General features: G+C 43.2%; 10 protein-coding genes. 5 read left to right on the forward strand and 5 right to left on the reverse strand.

All coding sequences use genetic code 11. The annotated features are described in order from the left end of the window. Nucleotide 1: 1 nt before the first annotated feature. From IZT61_RS15835 to IZT61_RS15855, 5 genes are all read right to left on the reverse strand, one after another. On the reverse strand, nt 2–3,112 hold the full coding sequence (locus IZT61_RS15835; protein ID WP_196098020.1) for an efflux RND transporter permease subunit: 3,111 nt from the start codon (nt 3,110–3,112) through the stop codon (nt 2–4). 2 nt (nt 3,113–3,114) lie between these two features. Next, nucleotides 3,115–4,209: an efflux RND transporter periplasmic adaptor subunit gene (locus IZT61_RS15840; protein WP_196098021.1), complete on the reverse strand. Its 1,095-nt coding sequence runs from the start codon at nt 4,207–4,209 to the stop codon at nt 3,115–3,117. A gap of 468 nt (nt 4,210–4,677) precedes the next feature. Next, on the reverse strand, nt 4,678–5,970 hold the full coding sequence (gene fucP / locus IZT61_RS15845) for an L-fucose:H+ symporter permease (RefSeq protein WP_196098022.1): 1,293 nt from the start codon (nt 5,968–5,970) through the stop codon (nt 4,678–4,680). A gap of 164 nt (nt 5,971–6,134) precedes the next feature. Beyond that, nucleotides 6,135–7,574: an aldehyde dehydrogenase gene (gene aldA / locus IZT61_RS15850; protein ID WP_196098023.1), complete on the reverse strand. Its 1,440-nt coding sequence runs from the start codon at nt 7,572–7,574 to the stop codon at nt 6,135–6,137. Between the two features lie 421 nt (nt 7,575–7,995). Beyond that, on the reverse strand, nt 7,996–8,895 hold the full coding sequence (locus IZT61_RS15855; RefSeq protein WP_196098024.1) for an AraC family transcriptional regulator: 900 nt from the start codon (nt 8,893–8,895) through the stop codon (nt 7,996–7,998). A 109-nt stretch (nt 8,896–9,004) separates the two neighbouring features. On the opposite strand from IZT61_RS15855, the gene rhaD reads away from it, so the two are divergent. The 5 genes from rhaD (at nt 9,005) to IZT61_RS15880 (ending at nt 15,667) form a co-directional block, all read left to right on the forward strand. Beyond that, the gene (gene rhaD, locus IZT61_RS15860; RefSeq protein ID WP_196098025.1) at nt 9,005–9,808 is read left to right on the forward strand and encodes a rhamnulose-1-phosphate aldolase; all 804 of its coding nucleotides are present in this window, start codon (nt 9,005–9,007) and stop codon (nt 9,806–9,808) included. A gap of 20 nt (nt 9,809–9,828) precedes the next feature. Beyond that, entirely contained in the window at nt 9,829–11,616 is a 1,788-nt protein-coding gene (locus tag IZT61_RS15865; RefSeq protein WP_196098026.1) for an L-fucose isomerase, read from the forward strand. Between the two features lie 30 nt (nt 11,617–11,646). Next, the gene (locus IZT61_RS15870; RefSeq protein ID WP_196098027.1) at nt 11,647–12,963 is read left to right on the forward strand and encodes an FGGY family carbohydrate kinase; all 1,317 of its coding nucleotides are present in this window, start codon (nt 11,647–11,649) and stop codon (nt 12,961–12,963) included. Between the two features lie 456 nt (nt 12,964–13,419). Beyond that, nucleotides 13,420–14,028 carry an RNA polymerase sigma-70 factor gene (locus IZT61_RS15875; protein WP_196098028.1) on the forward strand — a complete coding sequence of 203 codons (609 nt, stop codon included), beginning with the start codon at nt 13,420–13,422 and terminating at the stop codon, nt 14,026–14,028. 487 nt (nt 14,029–14,515) lie between these two features. After that, a complete protein-coding gene (locus IZT61_RS15880; RefSeq protein WP_196098029.1) occupies nt 14,516–15,667 on the forward strand; it encodes a FecR family protein in 1,152 nt (383 codons plus the stop codon). The last annotated feature ends 27 nt before the right edge of the window (nt 15,668–15,694 follow it).

Raw genomic sequence — 15,694 nt, forward strand, 5'->3', positions numbered from 1 at the left:
CTTATTCTGCTGTATGTAAGGCTTCCTGTTCAAAACGATGGGCGTCTTTAAGTTCTTTATTAGGTTTATATGGCTTGGCCCAGTACGAGTAAATGGCAGGGATTACAAAAAGGGTTAAAACCAATGAAAACAAAGTTCCACCAACAATTACGGTTCCCATGCTCATTCTGCTTTTTGCTGCTGCGCCCAGGGCAAGTGCAATAGGAAGCGCTCCAATAGCAATGGCCAAACTGGTCATTAAAATCGGTCGTAAACGCGACACAGACGCCTCTCTTATTGCCTCGGGTATGGCTACACCTTTCTCTTTGAGCTGATTGGCAAATTCGACAATGAGGATACCGTTTTTGGTAACTAAACCGATTAGCATGATGGTACCAATCTGGCTAAAAATATTCCAGCTTTGGCCACATAACCACAGCGATAAAAATGCTCCGGCAACGGCCATTGGTACGGTCAAAATGATAATAATCGGGTCTTTAAAACTTTCGAACTGGGCCGAGAGGATGAGGTAAACCAGTAATAGCGCTAAACCAAATGCGAAAAATGTATTGGACGAACTTTCCTTGAAATCTCTCGATTCGCCACTCAAATCGGTAGAGAAGGTTTCATCTAAAACTTTTTTCGAAATAGCGTCCATGGCATCGATACCCTCGCCAATACTTTTTCCGGGGGCCAGGCCAGCAGAAATTGTGGCAGAGATAAACCTGTTATTGCGGTATAACTGCGGGGGGCTACTTTCCTCGCGGGCGGTTACCAGGTTATCGAGTTGAACAAGCTGGCCCTTATCACTACGAACGTAAACTGAGCTCAAATCAAGCGGGTCTTTACGGTCGGTACGATCAAACTGACCAATTACCTGATATTGTTTTCCATTCATAAAGAAATAAGAAAAACGTTGACCGCTTAAGCCCAGATTTAAGGTTTGTGCAATGGCCGAAATGGAAACGCCAAGGTTTTTGGCCTTATCGCGATCGATGGTCAGGTTGATCTCTGGCTTATTAAACTTCAGGTTGACATCAGAAACGGTGAAGGTGGGGTCTTTTGCAACCTCCTCCATAAACAATGGAACCTTTTCGCGGAGCTTTTCGAAATTTTGTGCCTGAATAATGTAGCTGATTGGCAAACCGCCTCGGCGACCAACTGAAATGGTGGGTTGTTGACTGATGATTACTTTGCCCTCCGAATATTTTTTGGTCACTCGGGTTAACATGTCGGCAATTTCCTTTTGCGAGCGTGTTCTGTCTTCAGGGTCTACAAGGCCCATCCTTACAAAGCCCATATTAGTAGAGCCTGCGCCACCGAAATTAGGGGAGGTGATGGTAATGTTTACGTTTTTTTCAGGTACAGAATCAATTACCAACTGGTTCAGTTTCATAATAAACTCATCCGTAGCTGTAAAGGATGCCCCCTCGGGCAACGTCGCCGTCATGTTAATGGCACTTCTATCATCGTATGGAGCCGTTTCCTTCGGCAATAACTTCCAAAAGAGAAAAATGAGGCCCATACAAACTATAATAATGGGGATGGAAAGCCATCTTTTATCCAAAAACTTGTTCAGGTTGTGGGCGTAGGAATCGTTTAGCTTCACAAAATAAGGCTCCGTCCAGTTGTAAAAACGAGACGGTGTATGGCCGCCTTTTTTCATTAAATAAGCGTTTAACATTGGCGTTAAGGTGAGCGATACGAAGGCGGAAATGAGCACCGCCGCACCAATTACCACCCCGAACTCCCTAAATAACCTGCCCACAAATCCCTGAAGGAAGATTACGGGCAAAAATACCGCCGCCAATGTAACGGAAATGGAGATTACGGCAAAAAAGATCTCGTTTGAGCCCTTTATTGCGGCCTCAAAGGGCGACATGCCTTCTTCTACCTTTTTAAAGATGTTTTCGGTTACCACGATACCATCATCAACTACGAGTCCCGTTGCCAAAACAATGGCCAGCAAGCTTAATACGTTGATAGAAAACCCAAAGGCATACATGATAAAAAAGGTGAAGATGAGCGATACGGGAATATCAATCAATGGCCTGAAGGCTATGGCCCAATCTCTAAAGAACAGATAAATGATCAGGATTACCAACACTAACGACAGCCCTATGGTTTCTGCCACTTCTGTTACCGATCGTTTAATAAAAATGGTATTATCGCTCGAAACGGCCAGCTTGATATCTTTGGGCATATCGGCCTTTAACTTATCAAAACGCTTGTAAAACTCTTGGGTAATGTCGATGTAATTTGCACCTGGTTGCGGGATAATGGAAATGGAAACCATTGGCAGGCCCGATTCTCGTAAGATAGTCTCCTCATTTTCGGATCCTAAAATGGCATAGCCTACATCTTTGAGCTTTACTACCTGATTGCTGTCTGATTTGAGGATAAGGTTGTTAAATTCTTCTTCATTTGTTAGTTTACCGAGGGTTTTAACGGTAAGCTCGGTAGTGGCGCCGGTAATCTTTCCGGATGGCAGTTCGACGTTTTCGTTATCAAGTGCCGTTACAATATCTTGCGAGGTTAACCCATAAGCACTCAGCTTATTGGGGTCCATCCATATACGCATGGCATATTTTCTCTGGCCGCGAATTTGTACGGTACTTACGCCAGGAATGGTTTGGATGCGGTCGGCAATTACGTTTTCTGCAAAATCGCTCAACTCCAACGTGTTTCTCTTATCACTTTGAATCGTCATCGATAAGATGTCGTCCGAATTTGCATCGGCCTTACTTACCGTTGGCAAGCCATCAATATCTTTTGGCAATGTTCTTGCGGCTTGCGAAACTTTATCGCGTACATCATTTGCGGCTTCTTCAATATTCTTATCAAGATCGAACTCAATAGTGATATTACTTGCTCCCTGGTTACTCGACGATGAAATATTCCTGATTCCATCAATGGTATTGATCGATTTTTCTAATGGTTCGGTAATCTGCGACTCGATAATATCGGAATTTGCCCCAGGGTAGGAAGTACGTACCGATACCACTGTTGGATCGATGGACGGATATTCGCGAACGCCCAAAAACGTATAACCAATGATGCCGAAAAGGACGATCAAAAGGTTCATAACGATGGCGAGAACGGGTCTTTTTATACTCGTTGTGGAGATACTCATAATTATTCTTTAACCAAATGAACTTTTACCGGTGCATCTTTTTTCAGTGCCATGGCACCCGTGGTAAGAACGGTATCGCCAGCTTTTAAGCCCGATGTAATTACGATATCCTCATCTGTTCGCGTTCCGGCCTCTACCTTGGTCTCTTGTGCCTTCCCATTTTTTTGTACGTAAACAATTTTTCCGTTTAACACAGGAATGATGGCGCTATTGGGGATAAGGATAGCATTTGGCGTTGTATTTAGGGCCAGTTTTATTTTTGCAAATGAACCGGGCAGCAGCGCATTATCGGCATTTGGCGCCAGGGCCCTGATTTGTAGGGTTCTTGTTGCAGCATTGATTCCGGACTCAATGGCATAAATTTTTCCGGTATGCTGTTTTGATGATCCATCGGTTGTGAAACTAATGGCGGAGCCCATTTTAATCTGGCCGGCATATTTCTCAGGAACGGCAAAGGTAACCTTTACGGGGTTAGTGCTTACCAGATTGGCAATTACGGTAGCGGGCGTAAGGTAGGTTCCCGACGAGATATTACGCAGGCCGATTCTGCCAGAAAATGGTGCACGGATGGTTGTTTTGGCCAATTGTGCCCTGATTAATTGTGATTGTGCCTGCAACGAACGCAAATCGGCCAATGAAGTGTCGTATTCTTCCTGGCTTATTGCGCCTTTTTCTAAAAGTTGTTTTGCCCTGTTTTCGTTGGTTCCCGAAAGCTTTTGCTTGGTTAGGGCTTCTTGCAACTGTGCCTGAACATCCTGAGCGTTTACCTTTACCAAAACGCTTCCTTTGGTAACATTTGTTCCTTCGGTAAAATAAATTCCGGTAACTAAACCAGAAACCTCGCTTTTTAAAACAACGGATTCGTTAGCCTCAATAGCGCCAGTTACTTCTAAATCGGCATTAAATGAGCGTGGCTTAACCACAATGCCATCTACAGCTAACGGAGCACCTGCGCCACCGCCTTTGGTTGCGCCTTTACCTTGCGCACTACCTGCGCCGCCTTTACCTTCGAGCTTTTTGTTTGCGTTGATTCTGTAATACACTAAATAGGCGAAGCCCAAAGCCAAAACAGCGTAAATGATATACCTCTTCTTCATGTTTATATTTGTGTGTGTATATCTGAACCTCTAAAAACAATTAAATGTTAGATATAATGCACAAAAATATTCAATTAATTTAAACCTAAATTTGTTGTATTAAGGATGTTACCCTTTGAGATAAGCAATTAGCAAGAACCAATAACCAATTAGCAATAACCAATGAACTAATGAACCAATGAACGAATATTAGTCATCGGATGAATCTAGCAACCCTGTTAGGAATTCATCCGATGACTGAAGAACCAGTGAACTAATGAACGAATATTAGTCATCGGATGAATCTAGCGACCCTGTTAGGAATTCATCCGATGACTGAAGAACCAGCGAACTAATGAACCAATGCACTCAATTAGTCATCGGATGAATCTAGCAACCCTGTTAGGAATTCATCCGATGACTGAAGAACCAATGAACCAATGAACGAATAAACTTCGAACTTTTACGCCGATGACTTAACGACGCTTGTTAGTGTATCTTAAACGTTCTATATCCATATACGGCAATGATACAGAAGCAGATAAAAGGAAGTATAAACGAAACATTCACGGCTGCATAGTTTCCAATTCTATCCAGATCGATAATCGACCCTTGTAACAGCGGCATTAATGCACCACCAACAATGGCCATAACCAGGCCTGCGGCGCCTAAAGAGGTATCTTCCTCGCTTAAGCCATTTAGCGCTATCCCATAAATGGTAGGGAACATCAGCGACATAAAGAATGAGGTGGCAACCAATAGGTACAAACCGAGCATACCCTCAACAAGTATCACGCCTGCGGTTGTAAACATGGCTCCGAGGGCAAACAGCATGAGCAATTTCCTTGCGTTCATAAACTTCATTAAGTAAGTAGTAATAAATCTGCTCAATAAAAACAGTCCCATCGCAACGATATTGTAATTTTGGGCGGTCCCTTTTGCAAGGCCAAGGTTACCTGCATATTGAATAATGAAAGTCCAGCACATAATTTGTGCAGCCACGTAGAACAACTGGGTTAAAACGCCCTCCCTGTACTTTCCATTCTTAATTAATCTTTTAAAAGAATCCATAGCCGAGCCTTGCGCTTGTGTTTGTTCGCGTTTGGGCATTTTCGAGATCAGGATTACGAGCAGCATTACCAGTACTACACCACCAAGCATTACATAGGGATCTCTGATGGTGGCTAGATCATGTGTTCGAACAACCGCTTTTTGTGCATCGCTTAAGGAGGGGAAGATGAGTTCTCCACTGGCGTTCCTTTTATCGGATGCCAATGCGGTAAGGATAAACTTTGATGCAACAAACATACCGCACAGCGCACCAATGGGGTTAAAGGCCTGGGCCAGATTTAAGCGTTGGGTAGCTGTTCGCTCATCGCCCATCGATAAGATATATGGGTTTGCCGCAGTCTCCAGAAACGCCAGTCCGAAGGTTAAAATATAAAAAGAGCCCAGAAAAAACCCGAAGACCTCATATTTGGCCGCGGGATAAAACAACAACGCACCGGTGGCATACAGGGCCAGACCAAGGATGATTCCTTTTTTGTAGCTGTATTTCCTGATAAAAAGTGCTGCAGGAATGGCCATGGTGGCATAGCCGCCGTAAAAGGCAAATTGTACCAAAGCGGCCTTTGCGGTAGATATTTCCATAACCGTTTCAAAAGCGGCAACCATGGGGTTGGTAATATCGTTTGCAAAGCCCCATAAGGCAAACAAAGATGTAATTAATATAAAAGGAAACAAGACTTCCTTAGGTATTACCGGAACTTTTAGATTTTTCATTATTATAGTTTGGTTAGTTGTTTTGGTTTGATAGCAAATTGTACGTTGATCTTATACTGCCGTAGATCTGCTTTTATCAGTAGAGCGCCAGCTTTTGGATGGGGTGTGTCAGGGTCTTTTTAATAAGGAGATCACCGATAAAATCTCGGGCTTACCTGCGTTCTTTAGCGATATTGGGCATAAACTACTTTGGTTTGCAAATACTCTTCCATTCCATGTTTTCCGTCGGCGCCGCCCAGGCCAGATTTTTTCCAGCCTGCGTGAAAGCCCTGGATGGCCTCAAAGTGTTCGCGGTTTACATACGTTTCGCCAAATTGCAACTCTTCGCAGGCATACATAATCTTGTTGAAATTTTCGGAAAAAATGGATGATGTTAAGCCATATTCACAATCGTTGGCAAGTGCAATGGCTTCATCTAAACTGGCAAATCTCATTACGGGCAACACCGGTCCGAAAACTTCTTCCTGGATGATCTGCATTTGCTGCGTTACGTTTGCTAACAAGGTGGGCTGGTAAAAGTACCCTTTGGTAAAGCGCTCAGAACGGCTTCCGCCCACAATAACCTCAGCACCTTCTTTTTTGGCAAACTCGACCATTTCACTCACCTTGGCAAGCTGTTCTCTGGAAACCAGGCTACTCATATCAGGATTATCTTCCGAAAATGCGTCGTCCATTTTTACCGATGCCATTTTTTTGGTTACCGACTCCATAAACTGGTCGTAGATGGCGTCTTCTACGTAAACCCGCTCTGCACAGTTGCAAACCTGACCGCTAAAAATCACTCTTGAGGATACTACTGCATTAACAGCCAAATCCAGATTGGCATCAGCACATACAATAGCGGGTGCTTTTCCGCCCAGTTCTAACGACACTTTGGTGATGTTCGCTGCTGCGGCCTCCATAATCCTTTGTCCTGCTAAAACGCTTCCCGTTAAGCTCACAATGCCCGTAACGGGGCTTTTGGTTAGTGCGTTACCCACAACGGGGCCGGTTCCACATACCACATTTAATACGCCATTGGGGAGGCCGATATGTTCAATCATCCGCACAAACTCCATAATGGTATTGGGCGCAATACAGCTTGGTTTAATTACGCAGGTATTGCCGGTAATAAGGGCGGGTGCCACTTTCCGGGCCATCACAAAGAACGGAAAATTCCACGGGCAGATGCCCACGGCGACTCCAATGGGCGCTTTGTGTAAAAATATATGCTCTTTTTTACGGTCGCTCTGAATTATCTCTCCCTCAATTCTTCGGGCCCAGGCGGCATTGTAATCAAAATAATCGGCCGTAACATCAATTTCGACCTGTGCCAAACCAATTACTTTTGCTTGTTCTTTGGCTAATGTTTGTGCTAAAGTTAATCGGTTATCGCGAATTACGCTCGCCATCTTGTTCAAATAGCCGGCTCTTTCTATTGCTGTAAGCGATTTCCATGCATATTGTGCCGCCTGCGCTGCTGCTAAGGCTGCATCGGCGTCGGCCACAGAACCCCTGGGAATTAACGACAAAACTGCTTCCGTACATGGATTTAGTACTTCTGTAGTTTCGCTCGAAGTTGATTTTACAAATCTTCCGTTGATGAATTGGTCAAATTCTTTCATAATTGATGGTTTAATAAATGGTTAGAAAATGGGCTGGATACGTTGCGTCTTTAATGAAATGCCCGGTTTTACATCAAACGGATTGTTTAATTTGTACACAAACATTAATCGCAAGTATCTGCACAATCAAAAATAGGAGTTGGGCATTGCCACCTCTTTATCTATTGCAGGCAACTTTGTGTAGAATTTAAACATAAGAACCTCACCCTGTGAATGTCGGTGGTTTTTGATCTGGCAGTGGCAGTCCCTTTCCGGGAGAGAGGGGAACATAGGAAGCTGCTTTTAAAAATAGCGAATTAGCAATTAACAATTAGCAATTAACAGTTAGCAATTAGCAATTAACAATACGCAATTAGCAATTAACAGTTAGCAATTAGCAATTAACAATACAACAGTTAAACAATTTCAACAACTAGACAACTTACAGGTACCTGCCCGATTTATAGGCCGCTGGCGAGATGCCGGTTACCGCTTTAAAAACACGGGAGAAGTGGTAACGATCAGAGAAGCCCAGGTTAAAAGAAATGCTTTCGATGGTTTCGTTGGTGTGGCCAAAAAGTTCGCACGCCTTGGCTATCTTTCTGTTTTGTATAAAGCTGTGCAGGGGCAGGTTCATCTCAGTTCTGAACAACCTGGCAAAGGAGTTTGGAGCCATGTGAACAAGCGAGGCCAAATCGGCATTACTTAGTTTCTCTGTAATATTAGCTTCGATAAATCGGTGAACAATCAGCACTCGCTCATCTATATTAATTGTTTTCCAAAGCTCGGCACCGATATTGGAAATTGTTTCCTTAATAAAAGACTGCAGCTTCAGGTTGAAGGTCATTTTAAAGTTTTGATTATCAAGCTTCAATTCATTTGTTAAATACATCAGGCCCTCGCGGAGGTGCGGTGTAAGTTGGATCTTGAAAATGCCCGGAAGCACGTTGTCGAACGGCGCTCCAAGGTTGAAATGGGTAAAAAAATGTATTAAGCTTTTCGTTTCGTAATGCGTTTCATCGTGTTCGAAAGAGAGGTTTTTTCCGGCAACATGAATTCCGGATGTATATCGTTTGTTTTTTAAATAACTGGAGGAGAAAGGGGTAAATGGCGAAACAATGTACAAAAAATCAGGATCCATTTGATAAACCTGATGTTGCAATTTCAGCTCGCCGCCCTCATTTTTGTTCCAATAGATGCGCCAAAACGGAAAAACCATATTGTGGCAGTCCCATAATTCTAAATGCCAGTATCGGCAACACATCAGCCTGAGTTTTACATCTATAAACCGTTGTTGCTGAGTAGAAGGATCGCCCAACTCAATCTTGTTTATTAATCTCATTTGAGTTCGATGTTTAAATTGTACACAATAATACCAATTTTAAATATTTAAATCTCTTGCTGTGGCCGTTACATTTACCTCAACAAAATAAATTTAAATCTAACCATTTATGAGCGATATTATACTTCCGGCAGAAGTACGCGATGAGCTGAAAAAAATCTCACGGGTTGCCGGCTATCTCTGGCAAAGAGAATGGGCTGAGCGAAATGCAGGCAACATTTCTATGAACCTGACTTCCTACTTCAATTCTGAGGATGTTCTCGAAAACGTAAGGCATAAAACATTTACCCTTTTCAATTTCCCCAAGGGTGCTGCCGGGCTTGTGCTCTTTATTACGGGTACGGGTTGTTATTTGAGAAGTTTAATAGACCACATAGACGAGGCGGCGTGCATTATTTACATCAACGACGAAGCAACGGGCTACACCTTAATCTGGGGCGGCAAGAGCCCGAATTTCGGCCCTACATCTGAGCTGATTTCGCACAGCAGCATCCATGTATTCAACGCAGAAAACAATCCGAAACACCTGGCCATTGTGCATACACACCCTCCAGAGTTAATTGTAATGAGTCATCACCCTTTATTTGCTCATGAGGAAGAACTGAACAGACAAATCTGGATGATGTGCCCCGAGGTTCGCGTATTTGTTCCCAAGGGAATTCACTGCACACCTTATGCGCTATCCAGCACTGCAGCATTGGCCAAGGCGACCATCGAAGCCTTTAAAATCAGGAATGTTTCGCTTTGGGAAAAGCATGGCGCAACGGCTACGGGCGAAGATGTAGAAAAGGCCTGGGATTATTTAGACGTGGCCAACAAAGGCGCCAAGCTATTGCAAATGTGCTGGGCGGCTGGTTTTGAGCCCGCCGGACTTTCGAACGAGCAGTTAACGGAATTAGAACAATTTACTTAAACCTTATTTAACCCATCATCATGAACAGATTAATAGGTAGACTACCAAAAATAGGCATTCGCCCGGTAATTGACGGACGCGAACTTGGTGTGCGAGAATCGCTGGAAGACCAGTGTATGGACATGGCGAAAGCCGCCGCAAAATTAATTGAAGAGCACTTACGTTTTCCCAGCGGAGAACGGGTAGAATGTGTTATTGCCGATACCACTATTGGCGGCGTGGCAGACGCGGCGGCCTGTGCCGATAAATTTAAGCGAGAGGGTGTTGAGGTTTCTTTAACGGTTACCCCATGCTGGTGTTACGGCACCGAGGTAATGGATACCGACCCCCTGATGCCAAAAGCAGTTTGGGGCTTCAATGGCACCGAAAGGCCGGGAGCGGTTTATCTGGCCGCCGCCCTGGCAGGGTACAGTCAAAAAGGACTGCCGGCCTTTGGTATTTACGGTAGAGAGGTTCAGGATGCCGGGGATATGCGTATTCCCAAAGATGTAGAAGAAAAGCTATTGCGCTTTGCAAAGGCAGGCTTGGCAGTAGCGCAAATGAAAGGAAAATCTTATTTATCAATAGGCTACAGTTCCATGGGGATTGCCGGCTCAATGGTCGACGTAAACTTTTTGCAGGATTACTTTGGCATCAGGGCTGAATTTGTAGAATCGGTAGAAATTTTGAGGCGGATAGACGAAGGCATTTATGATGAGGAGGAGTTTGAAAAAGCACTAAAATGGACCAAAGCAAATTGCAGGGAAGGTAAAGATTATAACAGTCCTGATGCGCAAAAATCTGCGGAGGTAAAAGATAAGGAATGGGAAAAGGTGGTAAAAATGACGCTCATTTGCCGCGATTTAATGGTGGGTAACCCTAAACTGAAAGAAAAAGGGTTTGGTGAGGAAGCAAAAGGACGAAATGCCATTACTGGCGGCTTTCAGGGGCAGCGCCAGTGGACAGACTACCAGCCGAATGCAGATTTTACGGAATCGATACTCAATTCTTCTTTCGATTGGAACGGAATTCGGCAGGCTTTTGTATTTGCCACAGAAAACGACTGTTTAAATGCCGTATCCATGCTGTTCGGTCATTTGTTAACCAACACGGCGCAATTATTTTCGGATGTGAGGACTTATTGGAGCCCCGAATCTGTTGAACGGGTTACGGGCAAAAAGTTGACTGGTATTGCAAAAGATGGCATCATCCACCTGATCAACTCTGGATCTACCACTTTAGATGCCACAGCACAGCAGAGCGATGCGGACGGAAACCCGACAATGAAGCCTTACTGGGAAATCACCGAGGCAGAAGTTGAGCAATGTTTGGCGCATACCAAATGGCCTGCCGCAATTGGTGAGTATTTTAGGGGTGGGGGCTTTTCCTCGCAATTTAAAACCAGGGGCAGCATGCCGCTAACCATGTGCAGGATCAATCTGGTAAAAGGATTGGGCCCTGTGTTGCAAATTGTTGAAGGCTGGAGTGTGGAACTACCCGAAGATATCCACAGCATCCTCGATGAAAGAACCAACCCAACCTGGCCTACAACCTGGTTTGTGCCAAGAACAACCGGAAAAGGTTTCTTTAAAGATGCGTATTCGGTAATGGCCAAATGGGGCGCAAACCATGGTGCCATCTCTTATGGCCATATTGGTGCCGACCTCATTGCTCTGGCCGCTTTGTTAAGAATCCCTGTAAACATGCACAACGTAGCCGAAGATGATATTTTCCGCCCCAGCGCCTGGGCTGCCTTTGGCGAAAACCTGGAGTCGGCAGACTACAACGCATGTGCCAATTACGGGCCGCTTTATGGCTTTAAATCGTAACCCCGTGCAGGGCTTAAAAAACATAGAGCGATGAATGTTATAGCGGTTTTTGATATTGGTAAAACCAATAAGAAGGTATTGTTGTTTGATCGGGATTTTAACGTGGTTTACGTAAATGCCATGCGTTTTGAGGAAACCCTTGATGAAGATGACTTCCCTTGCGAGGATCTGGAGGCCATCGAAACCTGGGTGCAGGATGAGGTTAAGGCCATCCAGGAAAAGCAGGTGTTTTTTATAAAGGCCATTAATTTCTCTACGCATGGGGCCGCCTTGGTTTATTTAAACAAGGATGGAAAAAGAATAACGCCACTTTACAATTACCTCAAGCCCTTAACCGTTAACGTTGCCCCATTTTACCAGGCCAACGGAGGTATAGAAGAGTTTTCGCGAAAAACGGCATCGCCCGCTTATGGGATGCTCAACTCTGGCTTGCAGCTATATTGGCTTAAGCACAGCAAGCCAGATGTTTGGCGCCAGGTTGACACCATTTTGCATTATCCACAGTATTTAAGCTATCTGTTTTCCAACCACATCATGGCCGATTATACGTCGATTGGAGCACATACGGCGCTTTGGGATTTTGATTGTATGGAATACCATAAATGGCTAAGCGCAGAACACATTGCATTGCCCAAGCCACAATCGGGCAAAAAGGCCATCTTATCCACCATTAATGGATACGAAGTGGCTATTGGGAAAGGTTTGCACGACAGTTCTGCGTCCATTATTCCACTGCTGGAAGGTAGCAAGCACAATCGCCGCGAATTCATCCTATTATCTACCGGTACCTGGATTATTTGCATGAACCCTTTTAGTAAGGAAACCTTAACGTCACCTCAATTACAAAATGATTGTTTATGTTTTTTAACCCCTGATAAAAAGCAGATTAAATCGTCGATGCAGTTTTTGGGCCATTTACATGAGCTGAACACTGTAGCCCTGGGCGATTATTTTGGCGTAGAGGCCAATCACTATTTATCGCTTACCTTAAATGAAAAACGCAGTGACGAAACGTTTTACAAACAAGAGACCATTTTTTTTAAAGATGAAGACTCATTAAGCGCAAAGGCCGGCTTAGAAGAGCTGAGCAGGTTTGTTGATTATGAACAAGCCTATTACCAGCTTATTTTTGAGATCAGTAGGCGGGTTTGCAAAGGTATTCACCACATTTTAGATACAGCAAACGATTTGAAGGATATTTATATTTCCGGCGGTTTCAACAAAAACCAATTATTTGTTCGATATGTGGGCCAAATGATGCCACAACAAACCATTATAGTTACCAAGGATGGAAATGCAAGTGCAATGGGGGCAGCTTTGCTGATGAAAGATTATATAGACGGTTAGAACAATTAATAGCACTGATGATTGCTTCCTTCGATCAAAAATCATTTGGCTACAACCACCCCTTTGGCGCACAAACGGAAATAGCGCCCTCAATGGTTCCGTCCGCCCGGTGCCGTTTACTTAGGTATAAAACTAAAAAACACTGTCAGTCTGAGCCGGGTCGAAGGGCAATTAAAAAGGGCGTCTACAAGCTCAGCCTGAGAGGCAGTTGCGCTTTACCAAACAACACGGAGCGGCCGCCAGACGGGGCGAACGGGTAACCGAAGGGCAGCTGTTTTTATTTTCCGGCTGTAAAAAAGGTATTGACTGAGTAGCGCACGGGCATTTAAATTTATAGTCAGAATTATCGGTTTAAGGTTGTCACCGTTACACCGTTAAAAGAGCCGGCGATTTAAAACTTCTTCATACTTTAATTCAATCTAATAAACGATATTAGTATCTTTATTGGAAATGCAGATGTCGTTAAAAATCAGTAAAACGTATAATGATGAAGAAGCTTTAGCCCAAATGGCACTCGATAACCAGGATGCCTTTAAGGCGCTATATGAGAAATATTCGGGAAAAATGCTTCTTTATGCTTTCAATGTGATCAAAAATAAAGAAACTGCTGAAGATATCATCCAAAATATTTTTGTTGATTTTTGGTCTAAAAGAACGCATGTAGAAATAAATAACATAGAATCTTATCTTTTCAGAGCCGTAAAATACCAGATTTTTAATTTTTTCAGAAACCAGAAATTGGCCATCGAAGACATTACCCGATTAAATATTATCGATATATCAATCAGTGCTTCACAAAAAATAGAATACCACCAGCTAGAAAAAACGATAAACGAAATGGTTGCCAAATTGCCGAAGCGTTGCAAGGAGATTTTTGAAATGAGCAGGTTTAAGTTTAAATCTCATAAGGAAATTGCCGACGAATTGGGGATTTCTGTTCAAGCAGTTAAAAACCAGATTTCAAGAGCTTTGATCTTTATTAAGGATGAGCTTCGCAAAGAAGAATACCTGCTGTTCTCTTTTTTCATCGCGAATTTGCTGCTTGTAGGGAATACCACCCATTAACTGCGAAAGGAAAACCACTCATATTGCTTCATGCTCTGCTCACCTCAATAGCGGTTATATTTCGATTGCTTCGTTGCTTGCGATGATGTTCTGGTAACAAAAATTCCTTTCCCATCAGTGGTATTGCTCTTTTTTCGTTGCTGCAGGCCTCTCCAACGAGGCACAATGAGACAATATGGTAAACCCATAGCAAAAAAATGGCGACGATAGAGGTTAAAATTTTTCAAATACATTGGCGGGTTAACGACAATTCAAAAGCAGCGCTGGATTTGCTCGCCATTTCTTCATTACCCAAAAAAGTGGCGACTTTGTGATGAGACCGGAATTGTGCAAGCCGAAGCAATCTGATAAATTATTGCCTTTAAAATGAGCGTTTTAGCTCGAAAATGAAAGCATAACAAAAAATATTTTACTTCGGACATGTACTTTAAGCCAATATTGTTACTTACTATTATAAACCACTAACCAAATATTATTTTTATATGCAATGGATAAAGAACACGCAAGACGGCTTTTTAATAAGTATCTCCAAAACGAATGTTCTCCTGAAGAATTTGAACTCTTAGAAACTTTTTTAGCATCTTATCAACTAAACGACACCTGGCCTGAGTTAGAATTGGGCAACGAAAGCGCATTTAAACAACGGTCGTGGTTAGAAATAGAAGCCAGAATAAATAAAACCCCAGCTAAGGAAGTGTTCCTTTGGAGGTCTTACCTCAGGTTAATAGCCGCCGCAATTGTAATTGGCCTGCTCTCAATTGTTTATCTTTTCAGAAACGATTTATTTGATCGGCAAGACCCGTTGCAACATGTAATCGCTAACCAAACCAGCATTAAACCAGGTACCGATAAAGCCATGTTGACGCTCGAAGACGGTTCGGTGCTGCAATTGGAAAAAGGTGCTTCATTAACAACAAACAATGCCAATAGCAATGGCGAAAGGATAGTTTACAATGCGGCAAAAACAAGTGCAAGCCAGGTTGGATACCATTATTTAACAGTTCCCAGGGGTGGGCAATTCCAGCTTGTGCTATCCGATGGCACAAAAATCTGGTTAAATTCAGATTCCAAACTGAAGTATCCCGTCGCCTTTTTTAGAGGCAAAACGCGTGCGGTCGATTTGGTTTATGGCGAGGCCTATTTTGAAGTGGCTACCAGTAAAAAACACCTTGGAAGTAATTTTAAGGTAACAACCAAAGAACAAACAATAGATGTTTTAGGAACTAAGTTTAACATTAGGGCCTTTAACGATGATGTTAAAACCGTATCATCATTAGTAGAAGGACGAATTTCAATCGAGAAAAATGGGGTAAAAAAGATTTTAAAGCCCAATCAACAGTCGGTGGTTTTTGAAAATGAAAACTCGATCCACGTGAGCGAGGTAGACGCCGCTGCCGAAATTGCCTGGGTGCATGGCCTTTTTACCTTCGAAGAGGCTTCATTGCAAGATATCACGAAGATTTTATCCAGGTGGTATAACGTCGATTTCAAATTTGAAGCTCCGGCAAAAAGAAAATTTCTCTTTACCGGCGTTTTGGAAAGAACAAAATCTGTAAACGAGCTTATTAAAACGATTGAAAGAACCAGCGAAGGTGAGGTAAAATTTGAAATAAAAAATAAAACGATAATGATAAAATAGAGCAACAAAGGAGGAAAAGGCTAACAC

Origin of the sequence: Pedobacter endophyticus, assembly GCF_015679185.1 — a bacterium.
GTDB lineage: Bacteria > Bacteroidota > Bacteroidia > Sphingobacteriales > Sphingobacteriaceae > Pedobacter > Pedobacter endophyticus.